At 65.7% G+C, this 23028-nt stretch carries 23 protein-coding genes and 1 pseudogene; 7 read left to right on the top strand and 17 right to left on the bottom strand.

What is annotated here, in order from left to right:
- Positions 1–13: 13 nt before the first annotated feature.
- A complete protein-coding gene (locus tag ISP20_RS06175) occupies positions 14–586 on the top strand; it encodes a sigma-70 family RNA polymerase sigma factor (RefSeq protein ID WP_204635192.1) in 573 nt (190 codons plus the stop codon).
- Positions 573–1349, top strand: a complete 777-nt coding sequence (locus ISP20_RS06170) for an anti-sigma factor family protein (RefSeq protein WP_204635191.1) — start codon at positions 573–575, stop codon at positions 1347–1349. Before ISP20_RS06175 ends, ISP20_RS06170 begins: the two co-directional genes overlap by 14 nt.
- Here the strand turns inward: ISP20_RS06170 and ISP20_RS06165 are convergent.
- Both ISP20_RS06165 and ypfJ read right to left on the bottom strand, forming a co-directional pair.
- Positions 1316–1699, bottom strand: coding sequence for a YkgJ family cysteine cluster protein (locus ISP20_RS06165; protein ID WP_204635190.1), 384 nt, complete (start codon positions 1697–1699; stop codon positions 1316–1318). The genes ISP20_RS06170 and ISP20_RS06165 overlap by 34 nt on opposite strands.
- A gap of 159 nt (positions 1700–1858) precedes the next feature.
- Positions 1859–2725 carry a KPN_02809 family neutral zinc metallopeptidase gene (gene ypfJ, locus ISP20_RS06160; RefSeq protein WP_204635189.1) on the bottom strand — a complete coding sequence of 289 codons (867 nt, stop codon included), beginning with the start codon at positions 2723–2725 and terminating at the stop codon, positions 1859–1861.
- Between the two features lie 110 nt (positions 2726–2835).
- Between ypfJ and ISP20_RS06155 the strand changes: the two genes are divergently transcribed.
- Positions 2836–3231, top strand: coding sequence for an MAPEG family protein (locus ISP20_RS06155; protein WP_239535389.1), 396 nt, complete (start codon positions 2836–2838; stop codon positions 3229–3231).
- Positions 3232–3312: 81 nt separating this feature from the next.
- Here ISP20_RS06155 and ISP20_RS06150 read toward each other — a convergent pair whose 3' ends face one another.
- A complete protein-coding gene (locus ISP20_RS06150) occupies positions 3313–4866 on the bottom strand; it encodes a TerC family protein (protein ID WP_204635188.1) in 1554 nt (517 codons plus the stop codon).
- 208 nt (positions 4867–5074) lie between these two features.
- Here ISP20_RS06150 and ISP20_RS06145 point away from each other — a divergent pair, with 208 nt between their 5' ends.
- Positions 5075–5881 carry a CPBP family intramembrane glutamic endopeptidase gene (locus ISP20_RS06145; RefSeq protein WP_204635187.1) on the top strand — a complete coding sequence of 269 codons (807 nt, stop codon included), beginning with the start codon at positions 5075–5077 and terminating at the stop codon, positions 5879–5881.
- Between the two features lie 16 nt (positions 5882–5897).
- On the opposite strand, the gene ISP20_RS06140 is transcribed toward ISP20_RS06145, so the two are convergent.
- From ISP20_RS06140 to ISP20_RS06105, 8 genes and pseudogenes are all read right to left on the bottom strand, one after another.
- Positions 5898–6467: a Maf family protein gene (locus ISP20_RS06140; RefSeq protein WP_204635186.1), complete on the bottom strand. Its 570-nt coding sequence runs from the start codon at positions 6465–6467 to the stop codon at positions 5898–5900.
- A gap of 29 nt (positions 6468–6496) precedes the next feature.
- Positions 6497–8004: pseudogene (gene scpC, locus ISP20_RS06135) on the bottom strand (succinyl-CoA:acetate CoA-transferase ScpC).
- Positions 8005–8103: 99 nt separating this feature from the next.
- Positions 8104–8553, bottom strand: a complete 450-nt coding sequence (locus tag ISP20_RS06130; RefSeq protein ID WP_204635185.1) for a GNAT family N-acetyltransferase — start codon at positions 8551–8553, stop codon at positions 8104–8106.
- A 137-nt stretch (positions 8554–8690) separates the two neighbouring features.
- Complete coding sequence (rlmH, locus tag ISP20_RS06125; RefSeq protein WP_204635184.1) at positions 8691–9161, bottom strand: 23S rRNA (pseudouridine(1915)-N(3))-methyltransferase RlmH; 471 nt, start codon at positions 9159–9161, stop codon at positions 8691–8693.
- 85 nt (positions 9162–9246) lie between these two features.
- Complete coding sequence (gene rsfS, locus ISP20_RS06120; protein ID WP_204635183.1) at positions 9247–9639, bottom strand: ribosome silencing factor; 393 nt, start codon at positions 9637–9639, stop codon at positions 9247–9249.
- Positions 9640–9913: 274 nt separating this feature from the next.
- Positions 9914–10216, bottom strand: coding sequence for a hypothetical protein (locus ISP20_RS06115; protein WP_204635182.1), 303 nt, complete (start codon positions 10214–10216; stop codon positions 9914–9916).
- A 409-nt stretch (positions 10217–10625) separates the two neighbouring features.
- Positions 10626–11285 carry an NrsF family protein gene (locus tag ISP20_RS06110; RefSeq protein WP_204635181.1) on the bottom strand — a complete coding sequence of 220 codons (660 nt, stop codon included), beginning with the start codon at positions 11283–11285 and terminating at the stop codon, positions 10626–10628.
- A gap of 5 nt (positions 11286–11290) precedes the next feature.
- Positions 11291–11815: a sigma-70 family RNA polymerase sigma factor gene (locus ISP20_RS06105; protein ID WP_239535535.1), complete on the bottom strand. Its 525-nt coding sequence runs from the start codon at positions 11813–11815 to the stop codon at positions 11291–11293.
- 362 nt (positions 11816–12177) lie between these two features.
- Between ISP20_RS06105 and ISP20_RS06100 the strand changes: the two genes are divergently transcribed.
- From ISP20_RS06100 to msrB, 3 genes are all read left to right on the top strand, one after another.
- Entirely contained in the window at positions 12178–12831 is a 654-nt protein-coding gene (locus tag ISP20_RS06100) for a hypothetical protein (protein ID WP_204635179.1), read from the top strand.
- Positions 12832–12952: 121 nt separating this feature from the next.
- On the top strand, positions 12953–14671 hold the full coding sequence (locus ISP20_RS06095; RefSeq protein WP_204635178.1) for a cytochrome c biogenesis protein DipZ: 1719 nt from the start codon (positions 12953–12955) through the stop codon (positions 14669–14671).
- A gap of 24 nt (positions 14672–14695) precedes the next feature.
- Positions 14696–15313, top strand: a complete 618-nt coding sequence (gene msrB, locus ISP20_RS06090) for a peptide-methionine (R)-S-oxide reductase MsrB (RefSeq protein WP_204635177.1) — start codon at positions 14696–14698, stop codon at positions 15311–15313.
- Between the two features lie 193 nt (positions 15314–15506).
- On the opposite strand, the gene nadD is transcribed toward msrB, so the two are convergent.
- From nadD to ISP20_RS06060, 6 genes are all read right to left on the bottom strand, one after another.
- Positions 15507–16139, bottom strand: coding sequence for a nicotinate-nucleotide adenylyltransferase (gene nadD / locus ISP20_RS06085; RefSeq protein ID WP_204635176.1), 633 nt, complete (start codon positions 16137–16139; stop codon positions 15507–15509).
- A complete protein-coding gene (holA, locus tag ISP20_RS06080; RefSeq protein ID WP_204635175.1) occupies positions 16136–17146 on the bottom strand; it encodes a DNA polymerase III subunit delta in 1011 nt (336 codons plus the stop codon). The genes nadD and holA overlap by 4 nt, the downstream gene beginning before the upstream one ends.
- A gap of 14 nt (positions 17147–17160) precedes the next feature.
- Positions 17161–17721: an LPS-assembly lipoprotein LptE gene (locus ISP20_RS06075; protein ID WP_204635174.1), complete on the bottom strand. Its 561-nt coding sequence runs from the start codon at positions 17719–17721 to the stop codon at positions 17161–17163.
- 5 nt (positions 17722–17726) lie between these two features.
- A complete protein-coding gene (gene leuS / locus ISP20_RS06070) occupies positions 17727–20489 on the bottom strand; it encodes a leucine--tRNA ligase (protein WP_204635173.1) in 2763 nt (920 codons plus the stop codon).
- A gap of 224 nt (positions 20490–20713) precedes the next feature.
- Entirely contained in the window at positions 20714–21328 is a 615-nt protein-coding gene (locus tag ISP20_RS06065) for a PqiC family protein (protein WP_204635172.1), read from the bottom strand.
- Positions 21325–23013 carry a PqiB family protein gene (locus ISP20_RS06060; protein ID WP_204635171.1) on the bottom strand — a complete coding sequence of 563 codons (1689 nt, stop codon included), beginning with the start codon at positions 23011–23013 and terminating at the stop codon, positions 21325–21327. The genes ISP20_RS06065 and ISP20_RS06060 overlap by 4 nt, the downstream gene beginning before the upstream one ends.
- Positions 23014–23028 lie beyond the last annotated feature (15 nt).

Here is a 23028-nt window from a genome sequence, read left to right as displayed (position 1 = left end):
GGTATTCCCTCTCATGCCGACCGAGCCGAACGCCAGTCCAAGAGGAACCGATGCCGCCCGAAGCGTCCGCTTCGAGGCGCAGGTGGTGCCGTATCTCGATGCGGCCCACAACCTTGCGCATTGGCTTGCACGCAACCCGGCCGATGCGCAGGACGTGGTGCAGGAAGCCATGCTGCGCGCGCTGCGTTACTTCGACAGCTTCCATGGCGGCGACGTACGCGTGTGGCTGCTGGCGATCGTGCGCAACACGTTCTACACGCTGCGCAGCCGCGCACCGCACGACGCCCTGCACGACGAACTGGACGACGTAAAGCATCCGCTGGTGGACGACGGCCCGTCGCCCGAAACCCTCACCCTGCTCGCCGTCGACGTGGGCGCCCTGCAGGCGGCGCTGGAAAAATTGCCGCCGCCGCTGCGCGAAGTGCTGGTATTGCGCGAACTCGAAGAATGCTCATACAAGGAAATCGCGGCCATCACCGAACAGAAGATCGGCACGGTGATGTCCCGTCTTGCACGTGCCCGCGAACGCTTGCGGGACGAACTCACCTGCCGGCCCAAGGAGGTACGTCGTCATGATGTGCGATGACGCCGGGCTGCTTTTGCATGCCTATCTCGACGACGAGCTGGATGCCGCCGACAGCGCCGCCATGGCTCGCCATCTCAGCGAATGCAGCGCCTGCAAGGCGCGCTACGAGACCTACGCCATCATGCAGAAGGCCTTGTCCGAACCCACGCTTTATCGCCGCGCGCCCGATGCGTTGCGCGCCCAGTGGACCACGCCGCCGGCGGCATCCACGGTGGTGCCGCTGCCGGCGCGACGCCGCGCGCCGGTGGCTTGGGCGGCGGCGGCCGGCTTCGCCGCCGCGGTGCTGCTTTCCGTGCCTGCGTGGCTGCACTGGATGCCGACGCGCGGGACTGGCGACGCGATCGTGGCCCAGGCGATTTCCGGCCATGTCCGTTCGCTGCAGGGCGAGCACCTGATGGATGTGGTCTCGACCGACCAGCACACGGTGAAGCCGTGGTTCGAGGGCAAGCTCGATTTCTCGCCGCGCGTCAAGGACCTGGCCGGCGAAGGATTCCCGCTGGTGGGCGGCCGCCTGGATGCGCTGGAAGGACACAGCGTGGCCGCGCTGGTCTACAAGCGCCGCCTGCACGTGATCAACCTGTTCCAATGGCCCGCGGAAGGCGGCTCAGTGCCCCAGGCGACGACGCAGGAACACGGCTACACGGTGATCCGCTGGACCGGCGACGGCATGCATTACGTGGTCATTTCCGACGTCAACGAAGCGGACCTCAAGCAGTTCGCGCTGGCCTTTCAGAACGAGGCCAATCCGCTGATGTCGCGCTGATCCGCCGCCGGCCAGTCCGCCGGGGTCAGTGCAGGCAAGCCGTGTCCCAGCCGCGCCTTGTCGCACTGCGCACTGGGACGGCCGAACTCCCATGACGGCTCCACTTCGCGGCACACCGACGGCCGCTGCTCGTAGATGCCGCAATGCGCCGCTTCGCCCACCACGCCCTGCAAGGCGACACAGCGCGGCCGCGAGGCCTGCGTGCCGCGCATCACCAGGCGATGCGGATCGAGCGTGTCGGTGAGTTCGGGCGGCACTACTCCGCCCAGCGACGCATCCGCCTCTGACCAATGAAAGGCCACGCGGAAAAAGGCGCAACAGGCACCGCAACTCAGGCAGGGATGCAGCATGCAGTTCGTTCGACGTACGCCCCCCGAGGCGTCAGACGTGCATTCTAGAACGCCGAAGGCCCGCATGGCGGGCCTTCGATGCTTTGCTCGTCATTCCGGCACAGGCCGGAATGACGGTGAGGGATAGGAAACTTTGAGGTGAACCTGGCAGCCTCGCTTTTACGGCGTACCCGCGAAAGTATTGCAGCTGCCGATATCGCCGCTGTCGAAGCCCGCGCGGAACCACTTCACGCGCTGCGCCGAGGTGCCATGCGTGAACGAGTCCGGCACCACCCTGCCCTGCGCCTGCTGCTGGAGCGCATCGTCGCCGATCTTGCTGGCCGCGTTGAGCGCCGATTCGATGTCGCCCGGCTGCAGCCATTGCAGGCGCTGCTGGCTGTGGTTGGCCCACACACCGGCGAAGCAGTCGGCCTGCAATTCCTGCCGCACGGACAGGCCGTCGGCCCCTTCCATGCGCGCGCCGCGTCGACGTGCCTGCTCGACCTGGTCGAACACGCCCAGCAGGTTCTGCACGTGGTGACCCACTTCATGGGCGATCACGTACGCCCGGGCGAAATCGCCGGAAGCATGGAAACGGCTTTCCAACTCACGGAAGAACGACACATCCAGGTAGACCCGCTGGTCGCCGGGACAATAGAACGGACCCACCGCGGTCGATGCCGCGCCGCAGGCTGTATTCACACCGCCGCTGAACAGGTCCAGCTTGGGATCGACGTACTGCCGGCCATGCGCCGCAAAGATGTCGCCCCAGGTCTTCTCGGTGGAACCGAGGATCGCGCTGACGAAGTCCTTGGTCTGCGGATCGACCTGCGCCGGCTGGCCGCTGGGCGCGGCCACCTGCTGGCCGCCGCTATCGGCCTGGCCCAGCAACGCGGTGGGATCCTTGAAGAACACCAGGCCCAGGATGGCCAGCACCACGATGCCGCCAATGCCCATGCCGCGACCGCCGCCGAAGCGGGGTCCGCCACCGCCACCGCCGGAATCGACTTCGACGTTCTGGCTGCGTTCGCCTTTCTGCCAATCCATAGGAGGGCCCTCGCAAGTCCTTGGGGTCGCATGACGATAGCGCCTCGCGCCCTCTCCCGCCATTGGCACGCGATGGCTACAGTGGGCGACCTTTCTCCGAGACGCCCCTCATGATCCAGCACCTGCCTGCCGTCGTCGTACTGCTCACCGTCCTGCTGCAAGTCGGCACCCTCTGGGCGACCGGCCATGCGCGCGGAAAATACGGCATCCAGGCGCCGGCGATCAGCGGCCATGCGGCGTTCGAGCGCGCGTGGCGGGTGCAGATGAACACCCTCGAAGCTACGGTGATCTTCCTGCCCACGCTGTGGCTGGCCGTCCAGTATGGCTACCCGCTATGGGCCAGCGTGGCTGGCCTGGTCTGGGTGGTCGGCCGGGTGTGGTACGCGGTGGCTTATCTGAAAGAGGCCGCCAAACGCAGTGGCGGCTTTCTGCTTTCGTCGGCGGCCTGGGCGGTGATGCTGGTATTGGGCGTGATCGGCCTGGTGCGCGCGATGATGATAGGTTGAGGCAAATCCAGTCGCGTACAGGGTGCGCTCCCACAACTGCCGTGCCTGTGGGAGCGCCCCCTGTGCGCGACTGGCCTCGCCTCATTCCACCGAAGCCACCTTGAGGCGCTCGATGCGCGCGCCATCCATGCCCACCACTTCGAAATGCAGGCCTTCGCTGCTGAACGTATCGCCCACGCTGGGCAGACGTCCCAGCTGTTGCAGCACGTAACCGGCGAGCGTGGAGAAACTGTCGTCGCCGGTGAGCTTCAAACCCAGCAGGTGTTCGACGCGGCGCAGATCCAGGCTGGCATCTAGCACCCAGGTGCCGTCGGTTTCCTGCACGGCGGCGGGATCGCCGCTGCTGTCGTCGGGAAATTCGCCGGCGATCACTTCGAGCACGTCGGTGGGTGTGACCAGGCCGAGCACGCTGCCGTACTCGTCCACCACGAGTGCGACCTGCAACGGCGAGCGGCGGAATTCCTCGATCAGGCGCAACACGCTCAGCGATTCGAGCACCGTGAGCGGCTTGCGCACGACCTGTTCCACGTCGATCTGGCCGTGTTCCAGCAGGCTCGCCAACAAGTCGCGCGAAGACGCCACGCCGACCAGTTGATCGAGGTCGTCGCCTGCCACGGGCAGCCACGCATGGCTGGACGCGGTGACTTCGGCGCGAAGCTGCTCGGCGTTCTCGCGCGGATCGATCCAGTTGATTTCCGGGCGCGGCGTCATGATCGAACGCACCGGCCGGTGCGCCAGATCCAGCACGCCCTGCACCATCGCCAGTTCGTCCTTGCCGAACACGGCGACGCTGCCCTCGGGGTTGGCCGCCGTAGTTTTGGGCGTGGCGTCTTCATCGTCGCCGCCTGCGCCCAGCAGATTCAGCACGGCCAGGGCGGTGCGGTCGCGCATCGTGCGCGCGCTGCCCAGCAGGCTGCGCTGGCGGTTGCGGCGCATGGTCTGGTTGAACACTTCGATCAGGATGGAGAAGCCGATCGCCGCGTACAGATAGCCCTTCGGAATATGAAAACCGAAGCCTTCCGCGACCAGGCTGAAACCGATCATCAACAGGAACGACAGGCACAGGATCACCACCGTCGGTCGCGAATTGACGAAACTGGTGAGCGGCTTGCTGGCGCTGATCATCAGGATCATCGCCGCCACCACAGCGATCATCATCACCGACAGGTGATCGACCATGCCCACGGCGGTGATCACCGAATCGAGCGAGAACACCGCATCGAGTGCCACGATCTGCGCCACCACCAGCCAGAACCGCGCGTGCGTCCGCTTGGCCGCTTCGTCGTGGTCGCTGGCCTCCAGCCGCTCATGCAGCTCGATGGTGGCCTTGAACAGCAGGAACGCGCCGCCCAGCAGCAGGATGATGTCGCGCCACGAGAGCGAGATCGCGCCGAGTTGAAGGATGGGCGTGGTGAGTTTGACCAGCCACGACATCGCGCCCAGCAGCGCGAGTCGCATGATCAGGGCCAGCAGGAGGCCAAGCACGCGGGCCTTGTCGCGCTCCTTCGACTGCAGCTTGTCGGCGAGGATCGCGATGAAGACGAGATTGTCGATGCCGAGCACGATCTCCAGCACCACGAGGGTGAGTAGACCTGCCCAGGCAGTCGGGTCGGACAGCCAGTCGAATGCAAACATGGGCTGGCGCCTGAGCGCCGATTTCCTCCTTGGAACGTCCCGCCACTATACAAGGCAGCGTGGCGAAGACGATGACAGGCGGCCGGCGAACCGTGCCAAAGGACAGGATTGGCACACGCCGCAGCAGGGTCTAGCGTGACCCTGTCAGCCGGTGAGCGCGAAACCTGCTGACGCAACTACTGCGCGCGTGCGCCCTGGAATGTCTTCGATGGATGCGAACCGCCTGACCGATCCACCCGTTTCGCCGCCACACCCCGCATCGCGCGCGCCGGCCCTGGGCCATGCCATCGCCCTGATCGCCCTGTATTTCGCCCTGCAGCTTGCCGTGGGCAGCGCGCTCGCGCTGGGCGCCGGGGTCATCGTCGCGCTGCGCGAGGGCGGCGCACCGGGCGACATCATCCCGCTGGGCCGCCATTGGCTGGGCCAATCGGACATGACGGCTGCGGCCGTGATGATCACGTTGCTGATTTCAGCCGCGGTGGTCGTGCATCTGGGCCGCCGCTGGTGGCCGCAGCAATGGGCCGTCGGCGATCCGCCCGGACTGGGCTTCACTTCTTCTCCACATCCCACTTTTTACGTAGCGGCGCTCGCCGCGGGCGTGATGATGCCGATCGTCGGCGGAGTGCTTACGCAGTGGCTGGCGCAAGGCCATGAGGTAAGCCAGGACATCAAGCAGCTGGGTGCCCATACCTCGCTGGCGTTGCGCCTGCCGTTGGCACTGCTGGTGGTCAGCATCGGGCCGGTGGTGGAAGAACTGCTGTTTCGCGGCGTGTTGTTGTCGGCCGTGGCGCGCTACACCGGCAATGGCGTGGCCATCGTGCTGTCCGCCCTGCTGTTCGCCTGCGTGCACCTGCCCGACTTGTCGTTCCTCTGGTACGCCTTGCCCAATCTTGCGCTGCTCGGCCTCATCCTGGGTTGGCTGCGCGTGCAATCGGGCTCGATCTGGCCGGCCGTGGTGGCGCACGGCATGAACAACCTGCTGGCGGTGGTGTCGTGGTTCGTGATGAGCCAGTAGCGGTCGCTGGCGTCGATCAGGCGCCGATCAACCCGTGCGAACGCAGCAGGCGCGCCGTCTCGTAAATCGGCATGCCCATGACGCCGGAATGGCTGCCATCCAGATGTTCGATCAGCTTGGCGCCATGACCCTGGATGCCGTAGGCACCGGCCTTGCCGAAGGGCTCGCCGGTGGCGATGTAGGCGGTGATGGTGGCGTTGTCCAGGGTCGGCATGGTCACGCGCGACAGGCTGGTATCGGACCATTCGCCCGAACGCGTCACCAGCCACACGGTGGAAATCACCTCATGCACGCGCCCCGACAAGCGACGCAGCATCACGGCAGCGTCCTCGGCATCGTCGGGCTTGCCGAAGACTTCGTCATCGAGCACCACTTCGGTGTCGGCACCCAGTACGGCCGCGCCGTGTTCTTCCAAAACGGCCAGGCCGGCGCGGGCCTTTTCGCGCGCCACACGGCTCACGTAGTCGCGCGGCGACTCGCCCAGCGTGCGGTGTTCGGGAACGTCGACGTCGACAATGCGGAAGGTGACGCCGATCTGCTCGAGCAACTGACGACGGCGCGGCGATTGGGAAGCGAGATAGAGCATTGAAGCAGCTCCGGTGGCGACAAGAACGCCTAAGGTCTCATATCGCCGCCGTCGAGGAAACGCTGGTGCCAGGAAAGTGCCTCCTGCAACAGATGCGGCGTGTGCTTGCCGCGGCTGTGCTGCATGGCGCGGTCGAAATAATCCTGCAACATCGGGCGGTAGCCCGGATGCGCGCAGCGTTCGATCACCACCTTGGCACGCTGCCGCGGCGACAGGCCGCGCAGATCGGCCAGCCCCTGCTCGGTGACGATCACGGAAACATCATGCTCAGTGTGGTCGACATGGCTCACCATCGGCACGATGCACGACACCGCACCGTTCTTGGCCGTGCTCGGGGTGAGGAAGCACGACAGGAAGCCGTTGCGCGCGAAATCACCCGAACCGCCGACGCCGTTGATGATGCTGGTGCCGGCCACGTGGGTGGAATTGATGTTGCCGTAGAGATCCGCCTCCACCATGCCGTTCATCGCGATGCAGCCCAGGCGTCGCACCAGTTCCGGATGATTGGAGATCTCCTGCGTGCGCAGGATGATGCGTTGGCGGAAGAAGTCGATGTTGGCGAGGAAGCGCTCGATGCCGGCAGGGCTCAGCGAGAACGACGTGGCGGATGCCACCGACAGCACCTCGTCCTGCAGCAGATCGAGCATGCCGTCCTGGATCACTTCGGTGTATGCGCTCAGTCCGCGGAAGCCGCCGTCGCGCAAACCCGCCAGCACGGCATTGGCGATATTGCCAACGCCCGATTGCAGCGGCAGCAATTGCGGCAGCAGACGCCCCTTGGCGATTTCGTGGCGGAAGAAATCGATCAGGTGACCGGCGATCTGGCGCGAGCAATCGTCCAGCGGCGCGAACGCGCTGTTGCGGTCGGGCGCGTTCGTCTCCACCACCGCGATGACCTTGTCGGGGTCGAGTCGAAGATATTTTTCGCCGATGCGGTCGTCCGGCTTGAGCAACGGAATCGGCCGGCGATTCGGCGGCAAGGCAGTGCCGTAGTAGATGTCGTGCATGCCGTCCAGTTCGAGCGGCTGCCAGTGGTTGACCTCGACGATCACCTTGTCCGCCAGATCGAGCCAGGTCTTGTTGTTGCCCACCGATGACGAGGCCAGCAGGCTGCCGTCGGGCATGATCGCCGCCGCCTCGATCACCGCCAGATCGATCTTGCCGAAGAAGCCGAACCACGCGTACTGGGCGACATGGCTGAGATGGACGTCCAGATAATCCATCTCGCCGCGATTGATGCGCGCACGCAGTTCCGGATCGGATTGGTACGGCAGGCGCAGATCGATGCCGTCGGCACGCGCCAGCGCGCCATCGAGTTCCGGCGCCGTGGAAGCGCCCGTCAGCATGCGCACGCGAAACGGCTCGCCACGCTCGTGCGTCGCCACCATGCGCGCGGCCAGCGCGGCACGGCCTTCGGATAACCCGCGCCGGTGAAACCGCTCATGCCGATGGTCATGCCGTGATCGATCCGCTCGGCGGCGTGGGCCGCCGTGGTCACCTTGGCGGCCAGTCCTGCATGACGAATGCGCTTGTCCATGTGATATCTCCTGCACGGCAAGCATCAGATGGTAGCGCGCGGAAACCTCGAACTCCTGGCAAGCCCGACGATGGTCGATGTTTTCAGAATCGGAGCAATTCAGAACCGAATGGTGTACTCGCGAAATTCGTCATCGCGCGTCCACCCCAACGACTCGTACAAACGCTGCGCGGGCGCGTTGGTGTGCGCCGTGGCGAGGGTCATGCCCGATGCGCCCACCGCACGCGCGAAGTCCACCGCTTCGCGCATCAAGGTCGCAGCCACACCGCGTCGGCGCATGCCCGCTGCGACAAAAAGATCATTGAGCAGGTAGATGCGTGCCGTGCGCACCGAGGAAAAGATCGGATACAGCTGCACGAATCCCGCCCCCGCGCCCTCCTCATCCGTCGCCAGCAGCACCACCGAGTCGTGATGCGCAAAGCGTTCGCGCAGGAATTGCGTGGCGCGCGGGATATCCGTCGGCTGGCCATAGAACACCCGGTACGCGTCGAACAGCGGCGCGATCCGATCGAGGTCGTGAATGGTGGCCTGGCGTACCGGGACGGACATGCGCGGATCCTCGCAATGGCGGTGTTGAAGCCAGTATGCGTGGGCGTCCCAGGCGCGCCTATGACCACTTTCGAGGGAAAAAACGCTCGGGCGGCACATCGGACGACGCCCTCGCCGTTGGCGGATGAAGCCACGGCCTAAGCGCGGTGGTACGGGTGTCCCGCCAGCAAGGTGGTGGCGCGATAGAGCTGTTCGGCCAGCACCAGCCGCACCAGCATGTGCGGCAGCGTCAGCGGCCCCAGCGACCACGATTGATCGGCCCGCTGCAACACCTCAGGCGCGTGGCCGTCGGGACCGCCGATGAGAAACGCGATATCGCGTCCGGACATGCGCCATTTGGCCAGCTGCGCGGCTAGCTCTTCGCTGGACCAGGTCTTGCCGCGCCCATCGAGCGCAACCACGTGGATGTCGCGCGGCAAGGCTGCCAGCATCGCAGCGCCTTCATCCTGGATCGCGCGCGCATCATCGCGCCCCTTGCCGCGAGTGCCGGGCTTGAGCTCGATCAATTCCAGCGGGAGGTCGTGCGATAGCCGCTTGCGGTATTCGGCAAAGCCTTCGGCTACCCACGCAGGCATGCGTTCACCGACGGCGATCAGGCGGGCGCGCATGAATCACGATCCAAAAATCGGGGAAACAAGGGGGAAGCCGCGCCCGTGGAACGGAGCGCGGCATTCGCCGCCAGCGCGCAGGCCATCAGCCCGCGTTGGCGACTTCGGTGTCTACTTCGCGATCACCCACGGTCCACAGCCTTTCCAGGCCATAGAACTCGCGAATGCGCGGCAGCATGACGTGAACGATCACGTCACCCAGGTCCACCAGTACCCATTCGGCTTCGCGCTCGCCTTCCACGCCGAGCGGCATCACGCCCGCCTGCTTGGCGAACTTGACGACTTCGTCGGCAATGGATTTGACGTGGCGCGCGGAGGTGCCGGAAGCGATGACCAGCAGATCGGCGATGGAGGTCTTGCCGCGGACGTCGATTTCACGAATGTCCTTGGCCTTCAATTCGTCCAGCGCGTTGATGACTTGCTGACGAACGACCGCCGTGGTGGCGGATTTGGTGCTGCGCTTGGCAGTCTGACTCAAGTGCTTTTGCCTCGATGCGGGATCGACGCGCGGGATGGCGCACCCGCAGTATACCGGACCAGTTTGAAGCCCATGTCAACCGGTCGAACCGCCTGGACCGCGGGCGCCTCCCTGGCGGGGCTGGCGACGGCCAGCGTCGCTTTTAAGAACGCCCGCTCGCCTCGCCCTGAACGGCAACAAATGCCTTCCGTGACAGCAATCGCTGCGGCCCGGTCCATGGAAAAAAAGAGGCTCTCCCCTCGCGGGAAGAGCCTCACTTCTCCGCGCGTCGGTATCAGTGACCGGCGCTGGACGACGAGGCGGGCGCGCCGCTCTTCTTGTTGTGCTGCTTCTTGTGATGCGTCTGGCTGGGATCGCTCTTCATGGCGTCGCTGCTCATCGAGTCGCTCTTCATCGAATCGCTCTTCATCGAGTCGCTGCTGGACTTCATCGCGTCCGAGCTGGACTTCATCGCATCCTGGCTCGACTGCGGCGGGGTCGACTGCGGCGCGCTGTTCTGTGCCATGACCGGCGACATGGCCAGGCCGAACACGGTGGCGGTCGCGAAGGCGAGTACGGCGTAACGGGAAACTTTCATGGGTAGGTGTCTCCAGAAGCGGTGAGGTAACCGTGCGGTGGGGCCGCACTTCCATGCAACAACCGTGATCGTCCTTGCCGAACGACGACGGCAAACCGGCGGCGAAGATAATCATTGCCGGTCCTTCCGCTGCGCAGCCTATACCCATGCATGGCCCTTGGTTGTCTCACGCAATGACGGCCATTCAGTTGCAATACGGGCTGCGCGGCAGCAATAAATTGCGATTGTTGCGGTGCATGCGATGGTGCGAGGCGGCGCGATGCATCCGCCTGCTTCTCGCTGTGGCAGTCGTCGATCGCCTGCCTGCGCGGCACCCGCCAGCGCCTTGACGCAACACACGGCTGCTGCGACGCAGCAGCCTGTTTTCAGGGGATCACGCACCTTGGAGCGGATGCCGCAAACGCTGCTTTTATTTCAATGCAGGCTGCAGCAGGCGGCCGCCCATGACGGCATTGACCAGCACCACGATGGCGACGGCCATCGCGTGGGTGAGCAGATCGGTGGCCGCTACGGCAAAGGCGTGGCAGATCTCGAGCAAGGCCGCGGAAGCCGCCGCCGACGCCAGGCCGATCATGATCGCCGCCAGCACCGGACGCAGCGGACAGGCGCGGCGCAGCAGCCAGATCAACAGCGCCGACAAGGGCACCGAGAGGCTGATGATGAAGATCAGGCAATCGCTGGCCTCGTTGAATTTGGCGATGTGGGCGGTCGGCCCCAGCCAGTCGCGCATGCAACCCAGCCCGCTGGCACCTACCCATAGCAACAGGCTGGGCAACGGCAGCCAGACCCAGCGCCAGGAACGTCCCGGCACACCCAGGGTGAAGGCTGCCCAGGCGGCACTGACCGCCGTGATCACCGCACCCACGCCGGCGATGGCGATATCGGGGGCCGCGCTCCAGCGATGCATCATCGGGCCGGCGCCGTAGTGCATCAGCAGGCCGGCCGCGATCACCGCCACTGCCAGCAGCCAGCCGAGCGTGCGCAACCACGCGGGCGGCAGTCGCCGCACCGGCGTGAGCTGTTCGCCCAGCGACTGGATCAGTGACTCGGGGAGTCGGGGTTCGGCCATGATGCTCAGGGTTCTCCGTGAAAACGCGCGCGCAGTGCCTTTAGTGCGCGATGCAGGTTGACCTTCAGCGCACCGGTCTGGCGCCCTGTTTCGGCGGATACCTCGGCCAGCGAACGCTCTTTCAGGCCGAGCTGTTCGATGGCTTCGCGCTGGCCCGGCGGCAGCGAGGCGATGGCCTCGCGCAGGCGGCCCGCCTCTTGCTCGCGCTCCGCGGCCGCCGTGGCGTCGTCCGCGTCCGCATGCGTGTCATAGGCCAGCTCGTCGTGGACCTCGCGGCTGCCGCGGCGCCCCTGGCTGCGCAGCGCGTCGATGGCGCGCCGCGATGCCAGCGCCGACAACCATGCGTCATACGAGCGCGACGGATCGTAGGTATGGCGTACCCGGTGCACGGTGAGCAGGGTTTCCTGCACCACGTCGTCCAGTTGGTCCACCACCACGCCCTGACGTCGCGCGGCAGCGCGGATCAGCGGCACGGAAGCGGCCAGCACCCGTTCATAGGCCCGACGATCGCCGCCTTGCGCCGCAGCCATCCACGCGGCGCGCTGGCGCTCCTGCGTGTCGCCGTCGGGGGCTGCAGCATCGCTCACGATGGAATCGGTCCTAGCCCAGCGGGAAAGGACGATATCTAGACCTATCGTGCGGGGTGCGGTCAAGGTGGCAGTCATATCCGGGCGTCGCAGATCCTCTTGACCTATTCGACCCGAAGCCGACCCCGGTTACCTCCGGGGCGCTATCCGCCCCTTCCCCGATACGACGTAGAGGTTCCCTGAATTGCACGGTCACCAGCCTTTTCAGAGGCTTCCGATGGTGCGCGCCTGCCCGCTGCTGGCCTAATGCGCGCCGAGTCCGCACCCCACAGACCGTTCGCTTTTCAATCCCAAGGAAGACCCGCATGAAGAAGACCTTGCTGGCGATGGCGCTTGCCGCTTTCATCGCTCCTATCGCTGCCCAGGCCACCGACAGCAACGGCATCTGCTACACCTATGTGCAGCTGGATTACGTCAATGTGAGCCAGTCGGGACATGGCGCTTACGCCGATGGCGCGTCGCTGAGCGGTTCGTATCAGTTTGCCAATAATTTCCATGTATTCGGCAGCTATACCGACACCAGCCTCGACAAGGGCTACATCGACCGCCAGCTCGGCGACCACGATGGCCTTCACGTCAGCGGCAAGGACCGTCCCTGGTCGCTGGGCTTCGGTTACGCCGCCAGCATCGGCAGCCGCGCCGACTGGGTGACGCAGGTTGCCTACACGCATGATCGCTATAGCCTGCGCGGCTGCTTCGATGGCTGGGGCTGCGAGCGCTACCGCGACGCCGCCAACATCTGGTCGGTCAATACCGGCGTGATGGGCCGCGTCACCGACAACCTCACCGCCAACGCCTATATCGGCTACAGCAACGGCGATGAAGGCGTGATGGGCAACGTGTACGGCACCTTCGGCCTGGTCTACAGCTTCGACAAGACCTGGGCGCTGCACGGCGGTGTGCGCGTGAACAACGACAGCACCCAGACCTATAGCGTGGGCGTCCGCGCCAGCTTCTGATCGTCGCCTCACCGCAAGCCACGAGGCCCGGCCCTGTGCCGGGCCTTTTCCGTTGGGGCGCATGTAACCTGAGACGTAGCCGGGACGAATGATCCGGTGACACCCCACGGACCTCCGCACCATGCTCGTGTTGATCCTCGCCTATCTTGGCGGCGTACTGACCATCCTCAGCCCGTGCATCCTGCCGGTGCTGCCGTTCGTGTTCGCCAGGGCCGATCGCCCGTTTGCCCGCAACGGCCTGCCGATGCTGCTGGGCATGGCGCTCACTTTCGCGTTGGTCGCCACGCTGGCAGCGGTGGGCGGTAGCTGGGCAATTCAGGCCAACCAGTACGGGCGCGTCATCGCCATGGTGGTGTTGGCGGTGCTGGGTTTGACGCTGTTGTCGACGCGACTGGCCGAGTGGATCAGCCGCCCATTCGTGGCGCTGGGCAACACACTCTCGCAGCACTCCGACGAACACGATTCGGTCTGGTCCGCCGCCGGCCTGGGCGTGGCCACCGGCTTGCTCTGGGCGCCGTGTGCCGGCCCGATCCTTGGACTCCTGCTGACCGGCGCGGCCTTGAACGGCGCCAGCCTGCAAACCTCGTTGCTGCTGCTTACCTACGCTGCCGGTGCCGCCACGTCCTTGGCGTTGGCGCTGATCATCGGCGGCCGCGTGTTTTCGCTGATGAAGCGCTCTCTGGGCGCCGGCGAATGGGTGCGCCGCGCCTTGGGCGTGTTGGTGCTGGCCGGTGTCGCGGCGATTGCGTTGGGCCTGGATACCGGCTTGCTGACACGCGTCTCCCTGGCCAGTACCGGTGGCCTCGAGCAGAAATTGATCGACGCCGCCCGTCCCGCGCCACCGCCGGCACCCGTCGTCAAGCAAGGCGAACCGTTGCCGGTGGAGGGCGAGCTGCCTTCGCTGGAAGGCGCCACGCAATGGTTCAACAGCCCGCCGCTGTCGGTGCAATCGTTGCGCGGCAAGGTGGTGCTGGTCGATTTCTGGACGTACTCCTGCATCAACTGCATTCGTGCTTTGCCATATGTGCATGCATGGGCCGACAAGTACAAGGATCACGGCCTGGTGGTGATCGGCGTGCACGCACCCGAGTTCGCCTTCGAGAAGGATCCGCAGAACGTCGGCAAGGCGATCAAGGATCTGGGCGTCGATTATCCGGTCGCGCTCGACAACAACTACGCGATCTGGAAAGGCTTCAACAACGAGTACTGGCCGGCGCATTACTTCATCGATCCGCAGGGCCGGATCCGTCACCATCATTTCGGCGAAGGCGAGTATGCGCAGAGCGAGGACGTGATCCGCCAGTTGCTCACCGAAGCCGGCCAGAAAAACCTGCCGGGCGGCTACGTGCAGCCTGGCGCACAAGGCGCCGAGGCAGCAGGTTCGGGCGATGCCATGCGCTCGCCGGAGACGTATGTCGGTTACGCACGTGCCGAGAATTTCGCGGGCGGCCAGGTGGCGCACGACGATGCATGGAACTACCACGCACCCGCGTCTTTGATGACCAACCAGTGGGCGTTGAACGGCCGCTGGACCGTGCGCGACGAGAGCGCGCGCCTCGACGCCGCCAACGGCAGCATCGTCTACCGCTTCCGTGGACGCGACCTGCATCTGGTGCTGGGACCGTTGCATGACGACAAGCCGGCGCGCTTCCGCGTCACCATCGACGGCAAGGCGCCAGGCAACGATCACGGCATGGATACCGATGCCGACGGCAACGGCACGGTGACTTCGCAACGTCTCTATCAACTGGTTCGCCAGGCCAACGGCACCGGCGAGCGGACGTTCGAGATCACCTTCCTCGACCCCGGCGTGCAGGCGTACGCCTTCACGTTCGGCTGATTTCCCAACCTCATGGAGGTTCCCATGTCCCGCACGCAGGACATCGTGAAACTGGAGCGTCGCCGCTTTCTGCGCGCAGCGCTGACAGGAGGAGCTTTGGCTGCCATCGGAGGCTTTGCACTACCCACGCTGTTGAAGAACGGCCCGCTCAGCGGCACCGCGATGGCGGCCACGCCGCCCGCCACGGGCGGCGACGTCTTGCTGATCTGCTTCGCCGACGACGGCCGCAAGCTGGGGCAATGCCATGTGCCCAAGCTGGTGCTCAACGATGCGCAATGGCATGAGCGCCTCAGCGACGATGCGTACTATGTGATGCGCCGCGCCGGCACCGAACGCGCCTTCAGCGGTCGGCATGAAAAAACGGGTCCCGGCCTTTACCGTTGCCCGGCGTGCGATACGGCGTTGTTCGACGCGGCCACGCAGTTCGATTCGGGCACCGGCTGGCCGAGTTTCTGGCAGCCGATCGCGAAGCAGAATGTGATCGAGATACGCGACACGACGTTTGGCTGGGAACGCATTGCGGTGAGTTGCGCGGGATGCGACAGCCATCTGGGACATGTGTTCGATGATGGCCCGCGGCCGACGGGACTGCGTTATTGCATGAACTCGGTGGCGTTGCGGTTTGTGCCGAGGACGTCGTAGCGGTGCACATCACTTCTCCCTCTCCCCGTCGGGGAGAGGGTCGGGTGCACGCGGGAACGTGTGCGCCTGCCTGTGGGAGCGCACTTGTGCGCGACGCGTGCGCGTCAAGGTATCGCTCCGTTAGGTTGTCGCGCGCAAGTGCGCTCCCACAACAGCCCAGCCCAATCGGGCTTTCATTGCAAAGCTGCTTTCGCTAAGCGCGATACGGCGCGAGCACCGTGGGATCGTCGAACAGCCCGCAAGGAAGCAGATAACGGGGATCGCGTCCTTCCGCCAGCAGCTCACGCACCCGAGTCGCGGAAATCTCCAGCGGCGTCACGGCCAGCTCGATCACCTTGCCTGCGGGCAATTCCCGCAGCACATCAGGATCGGTCACGCGCCGCGGGAGGATTTCCACGGCCAGTTCCACCGACCATGCCGCGTCGATGCCGGGCCGGTTGAGTACGCCGATATGGGCATGCTCGAACAGTTCGCGCCAGCTGTGCCAGCTGGGCAGGTTGGCGAATGCGTCGGCGCCCAGCAGCAATACCAGCGGGCGATCGCCCTGTTCTTCGCGCAACTCGCGCAACGTGTGGATGGTGTAGGACGGACCTTCGCGACGCAGTTCGCGCGTGTCGAGGGTGAGCCGGTCCTGGCCTTGCAGCGCCGCCTTCAACATGGCCACACGCTGCGCGGGCGATGCCGTGGGCGCATGGCGATGCGGTGGCACGTGGGTCGGCATCAGGCGCACTTCGGCATCCAGCAGCTCGGATGCTTCCCACGCCACGCTGAGGTGGCCCAGATGCACGGGATCGAAGGTGCCGCCGAACAGGGCCAGCGGCTTCATGCGAGCGCGCCGGCAGCCCGCGGTTCGGCGATGGCGGCGATCAGGCGTTCGGCTTCCAGCCAGGCATCGCCTTGCTCACGCCCCTTCGCCATGCGATCGATGCGCGCGGCGCGTGCCAGGCATTGCAGCCAGTGTTCGCGCGGCGCACGCCGCAGTGCCTTGCGGAACAGTTGTTCGCGCGCCGGCCACAGGCGTTCGCTGCGTGCCTGCGCGGCGAAGTCGTGGGCATTGGCGAGTCGCAGCGCGAGTTGCAGCTGATTGACCAGCCAGCCCATCAGGCCGATCAGTTCCTCGCCCTCGGCATGCAGGCCCGCCAGGATACGCAGCGCGCGGCCGCCTTCGCCGGCAAAGGCGGCGTCGGTGAGTTTGAAGGCGTCGTAGCGAGCGCTGTCGGCGACGAGGTTTTCCATCTCCTGCGCGTCGATCTTGCCCTGGCCATGCAGCACCACCAGCTTGTCGATTTCCTGCGCGGCGGCGAGCAGATTGCCCTCGACGCGCTCGGCCAGCAGGGCCGCGGCATCCGGCGTGGCGGACAACCCGCGAGAGGACAGGCGTGCACCAATCCACGACGCCCATTCGTTCGGGCGCGGCGCATTGAACACCACCAGCGCACCGGCCGCATCGAGGTTCCGGGTCCAGGCACCCTCGTGCTTGTTGCTCCAGTCCATGGCCGTGATCAGCAGGGTCACGTCGGGCGGCGGATTGGCGCAGAACTCGTTGATCGCCTTAGCGCCCTCGGTGCCGGGACGGCCGGTGGGAAGACGCAGGTCGAGCAGGCGGCGCGTGGCGAACAGCGACATGCCTGCGGCCGCTCGCGCCAGATCATCCCAGTCGAAATGATTGCCGACATCGAGCACTTCGCGCTCGGCATAGCCGAGCTTGCGCGCCTGCGCACGCAACGCGTCGGCCGCTTCCAGCACCAGCAGTTCTTCGCCCGCCAGCAGATACACCGGCCGCAGTTGCTCGGCGGCCAGCGATTTCTGCCATTGCATGGCGTTGAGCGGCATGACGGTTCGGCGTCTTAGTGGGTGCTGCTGGCCGAAGCCGGCTGCGCTTCCTGCGCAGCCGCCGCGGCGGCCGTCTGGCCCGGATGCCGGCCGGCGGCCTGCAGTCGGAACAGGATGGCCTGCACCATGTCGTCGTTGAGGCTGCCCTGGATCGCATCGACCTGGGCCTGGGTACCGACGGTATTGGTGGCGTCGTAACTGAATTCGCGCTGCAGATCGACGCGCTGATGCGGCACCAGCGGTTGGCCGACGCCGTCCTTCACATCGAACTCGACGTGGTAGCGAACGGTGTACTCGGTGACGCGCGCCTGGCCGCTTACCGTCAGCGTGTCGGTGCTGAACTGGGCCAGCGGTGCATTGAGTTCCGCGATACCCGTGCCGGCATGTTCTTCCACCGTCACGCCGGAGCTCGACAGCGCGCGAGCCAGGCCTCGCTGCAGGTTGGGGTTGCCGGCCGTCACATGCACACGCTGCATGGCAGGCGGCAAGGCGACGCTCTGGCGCAGATGGAATCCGCACGCTGCCAACACGGAGACGGACATCAACAGCAGCGAAGCTTTGAACACACGGCTCATGGATTTCATCCTGCGACGATGTTGACGATCTTGCCGGGCACCACGATCACCTTGCGCACGGCCTGCCCTTCCAGGAAGGCGGCCACTTGCGGATGCGCGCGGGCCAGCGCCTCGGATTCTTCTTTCGATGCATTGGCGGCCACCTCGATGGTACCGCGCAACTTGCCGTTGACCTGAACCGCTAGCGTGAGCGAGTCGCGCACCAGCGCGGCGCTGTCCACCTGCGGCCAGGGCTGATCTTCCAGCACCGACTGCGCATGGCCAAGCACCTGCCACAGCGCATGGCTCACGTGCGGCACCACCGGATTGAGCAGCAGGACCATCGCCTCCAGCGCCTCGTGGCGCACGGCACGGCCCTGATCGGTCTGGTCGTTGAACTTGTTCAGCGCGTTGAGCAGTTCCATCAGCGCGGCAATCGCCGTGTTGAAGGAATGGCGGCGGCCGAAATCGTCGCTCACCTTCTGGATGGTTTCGTGCACCTGGCGGCGCAGCGTCTTCTGGCCGGCGTCCAGCGCCGACGGATCGACCACCGGATGATCCGGGTTCGCCGCATGCGTGGTCACGTCGCGCCAGAAGCGGCGCAGGAAGCGCGCCATGCCTTCCACGCCGGCCTCGTTCCATTCCAGCGACTGCTCCGGCGGCGCGGCGAACATGGAGAACAGGCGCACCGTATCGGCGCCGTACTTTTCCACCATGGACTGCGGGTCGACACCATTGTTCTTGGACTTGGACATCTTCTCGGTGCCGCCGATCTTCACCGGCTCACCGTCCTTCTTCGAACGCGCACCGATCATGCGCGCCTTGTCGTCGCGCTCGATCTCGACGTCGGCCGGGTTGATCCAGTCCTTCGAACCGTCGGCGTTGTCGCGATAGAACGTTTCGGCGATCACCATGCCCTGGCACAGCAGGTTGGTGGCGGGCTCGTCCGAATGCACCAGGCCCGCGTCGCGCATCAGCTTGTGATAGAAGCGGAAGTACAGCAGATGCAGGATGGCGTGCTCGATGCCGCCGATGTACTGGTCCACCGGCAGCCAGTAGTTGGCGCGCGCGTCGACCTGGTCGCTTGCGCCCGGACTGGTGTAGCGCGCGTAGTACCAGCTCGACTCCATGAAGGTGTCGAAGGTGTCGGTTTCGCGCTCGGCCGGACCGCCGCACTGCGGGCAGGTGGTCTTGCGCCACTCGGGGTCGGCCTTGATCGGCGACTGCACGCCGGAGAACGCGACGTCTTCCGGCAGCACCACCGGCAACTGGTCTTCCGGCACCGGCACGGCGTCGCAGTTGGCGCAGTAGATCACCGGGATCGGGCAACCCCAATAACGCTGGCGGCTCACGCCCCAGTCGCGCAGGCGCCAGTTCACCCGGCGCACGCCCTTGTCCTCGCGCTCGAAGCGCGCGGCCATGGCCTCGAACGCCTGGCCGTAATCCATGCCGTCGAACTCGCCGGAATTGACCAGGTAGCCGCGTTCGGTAAAGGCGCTGTCTTCCTGGATGCTCTGCTCGAACGCTTCGATCAGCTGCACGGCCGCCGAGGTTTCGTACGCATCGATGTTGCCGCCACCGCCCAGCGCCGCGCGCATCGGATCGGCGCCGACGCCCTTGCCGAGGTCGTGCTTGATTTCCGCCACGGCGTCGAGCACGGCGCGGTCGACCACCACCATCTTGATCGGCAGGCTGTATTTCTTGGCGAATTCCCAGTCGCGCTGGTCGTGGCCCGGCACGGCCATCACGGCGCCGGTGCCGTAGCCCATCAACACGAAGTTCGCCACGAACACCGGGATCTTCTCGCCGGTGAGCGGATGGACGGCTTCGATGCCGGTATCCATGCCGCGCTTTTCCTGCGTCTCCAGCTCCGCTTCGGAGACGCCGCCGTGCTTGAGTTCGTCAAGGAACGCGGCGAGCTTGGGATTGTTCTGTGCGGCCTTGAGCGCCAGCGGATGTTCGCCCGCGATGGAAACGAAGGTGACGCCCATCAGCGTGTCGGGACGCGTGGTGAAGACGGTGAGCGGTTCGCTCTCGCCATCCACCTCGAAATGGATCTCCAGGCCTTCGGAACGGCCGATCCAGTTGCGCTGCATGGTCTTGACCGCATCGGGCCAGCCCGGCAGCGCGTCCAGCCCGTCGAGCAGTTCCTGCGCGTAGTCGGTGATCTTCAGGAACCACTGCGGGATCTCGCGCTTTTCGACCAGCGCGCCGGAGCGCCAGCCGCGGCCGTCGATCACCTGCTCGTTGGCCAGCACGGTCTGGTCCACCGGGTCCCAGTTCACCACCGCGTTCTTGCGGTAGGCCATGCCCTTCTTCATCAACCGCGTGAACATCAACTGTTCCCAGCGGTAATAGTCGGGACGGCAGGTGGCGAATTCGCGGGACCAGTCATAGGCGAAGCCCATGCGCTGCATCTGCACGCGCATCTGCTCGATGTTCTGGTAGGTCCACTTGGCCGGCGCGGTCTTGTTCTTGATCGCGGCGTTCTCGGCCGGCAGGCCGAACGCATCCCAGGCCATCGGCTGCAGCACGTTCTTGCCCTGCATGCGCTGGTAGCGGCTGATCACGTCGCCAATGGTGTAGTTGCGCACATGGCCCATGTGCAAGGCGCCGGAGGGATACGGAAGCATGGAAAGGCAGTAGAACTTCGGCCGCGAGGTGTCTTCCTTCACCTCGTAGGCGCGCTGCTCGCGCCAATAGGTCTGAGCGGCGATTTCCAGCGCCTGCGGCTGGTAGCCCTGCTCGTTTGCCTGGTCCTGCGACCCTTGATCCTGAATGTCCTGCATGTGTCCGGCGCCGTGAGTTTTGCGGGCTGCCACCGGCCTTTCCGATGGTCAGCTGGGAACTGGGCAGACTAGCAGAACTGGGGTCGGGGCTGCGCCAAACAGTGGCAAAACGGCGTCAAGGCTACGATTTTTCTGTAGGAGCCGCGCTTGCGCGCGACAAGCCGATGAAACGGCGGCATGCAGGTCGCCGTCGCGCACAAGTGCGCTCCCACATGGGCCTGAGGTCAACCCGCCGGACAGCTCACGCCCTGCCCGGCCGCCACTGCACCGGCCACCGCACCGATCTGCCCCGCCAGGCGATCGATCGCTTGCTGGTGGCCCTGCACCAGGGCGTCGTAGCCCTGGCCCACGGTCTGGCTGATGCGGCTGGTGCAGGCCACGCCGTCGCCGCCCTTCAGCGGACGCACGCTCCAGGCTGCGTCGATGTAGGCATAGCTGCCCGGTACGGAATCGAAGCGGCGAACGTCCAGCTTGATCCGCACGGTCGCCTTGCCCTGGCTGGGCAGGCCGGTCACATCCTGGGCGCGGAAATCGCGCGAGAGGTCGGCGCTAAGCGCACCGCGCACCTCGTCGCCGAGCGGTGCGATCCAGCGCTGGCCCTGCAGCACGGCCACACCCTGGCCGCCCTCGCGCACCACCATCTGCGGCTGGTCGACCTGCGCCGGCACCGTCACCGGCAGCAACTCGAACAGGAACGACTGTGCCGTGGGCGCCACCGTGGCGTCGCCACCCGCGGGCGGCACCAGGGTGTAGTAACGCAGCGGCGGCGCCGAACCGCACGCACCCAGGACCAGTGCCAGCGTGGCGACGGCCAGGTTCAACGTTCCCCAGCGCTTCATGGCTTGCTCCCTTGTGACGGTTCGCCCGGCGGCGGTGCGGGCGGCGGTGTCGGTGCCAGTTTGTCGTCGGCACGACGGCCGCGCAGCAGCGCATCCGGATGCGCGCCCAGATAGTCGGTCATGACGCGCAGCGAACGCGCCGCGCGCTGCAATTCCTGCAAGGTGCCGCCCAGGTTCTGCTGCAGCTGCGAGTCGGGCGAGAACATGTTGTCCGCGTTGCCCAGCGTCTTCTGCGCGCCCTTGAGGGTGTTGCTGACTTCCGGCAACACGCCGCTGTTGACCTGCTTGAGCGTGCGGTTAAGTTCGGCCAGCGACTGGTCGAGGTTGTTGCCGATGCTGTCGAACGGAATCTTCTGGATCTTGTTGACGATGTCGGAGATCTGCTGCTGGATCTTGTCGAAGTCGCCCGGTGCCGTGGGTATTTCCAGCGGCTTGGCGCGCCCGTCGAAGGTCACCGCGGTTGCCTTGGGCAGGAAGTCCATGGCGATGTACAGCTGGCCGGTCAGCAGGTTGCCGGTGCGGGCCTGCGCGCGCAGGCCGCGGGCGACCAGCCGGCCCATCATCATCGACATCTGCTCGTCGTCGCCCTGCGACTTGGCGATCTCCACCAGCTTGTTGTACGCCTTGCCCAGGCGCGCCGGATACACCACCGCGCCCACGATGGTCGGGAAACTCTGCGTCTTCTCGTCGTAATCGAGGTTGATGGAGACCACGCGGCCAAACGGCACGCCGAGGAATTCCACCGGCGCGTTCACCGCCAGGCCGCGCAGCGACTGGTCGAAGCGCATGCGGATATAGCGCGGCTCGCCATCGGGCGGCGCCATCGCCGTGGCCTGATCGTTGAACAGGGTGAAAGCGTCGTTTTCCTGCGCATGCGTGGCGTCGTGCGGTCCCGGCGGATCCTGGAAGGCGACGCCGCCCGCCAGCACGGTGGCGAGCGACTGCGTATTGACCTTCAGGCCGTCGGCACCCAGCGACACGTCGATGCCGCTGGCGTTCCAGAAGCGCGAGGAGGTGGTGACGAACTGATCGTTGGGCGCGTCGACGAAGATCTGCAGCGTCACGCCCTTGCCGTCCTTGTTGAGGTGATACGACGACACGCGTCCCACCTGGATGCGGCGGTAGTAAACGGGCGAGCCGATATCCAGCGAGCCGAGGTCGTCGGAGTGCAGGTCGAAGGTCTTGCCCGGCGCGCCATGGGTGACCGTCGGTGGCGACTCCAGGCCGACGAAGTCGTCCTTGGGCTCCTGCGACTGGCCCGCGTCGGCGCCGATGAACGCACCGGAGAGCAGCGTATCGATACCGGACACGCCGCCCAGGCCGATGCGCGGACGCACCACCCAGAAGCGCGAATCGGCCGTGGCAAAACCCTTGGCGCTCTTCTCCAGGCCGACCTTGGCCACCACGTGGGTGCGGTCTTCGCTGAGGCGCACCGCGGTCACCTTGCCGATGATCACGCTCTTGTACTTCACCGGCGTCTTGCCCGGATCGAGGCCTTCGGCGGTCTGGAAGCTGATGTTGATGCTGGGGCCCGCTTCGTACCACGCGTGGATCACCAGCGAGAGGCCGACCAGCGCGGCGATCACCGGCACCAGCCAGACCAGCGAGGCGTTCACCCGCGGCTTGCTGACCACGGGTTCGGGCAGGTCCTCGTTCAACGGCTTGATGTCAGAGTCTGTATTCATATGCCAAGTGCCTCG

Source organism: Dyella kyungheensis, assembly GCF_016905005.1.
GTDB classification, from domain to species: Bacteria; Pseudomonadota; Gammaproteobacteria; order Xanthomonadales; family Rhodanobacteraceae; genus Dyella; species Dyella kyungheensis.
Note: the sequence above shows the minus strand (reverse complement) of the source record. Positions and strands in the feature narration are given on the sequence as shown.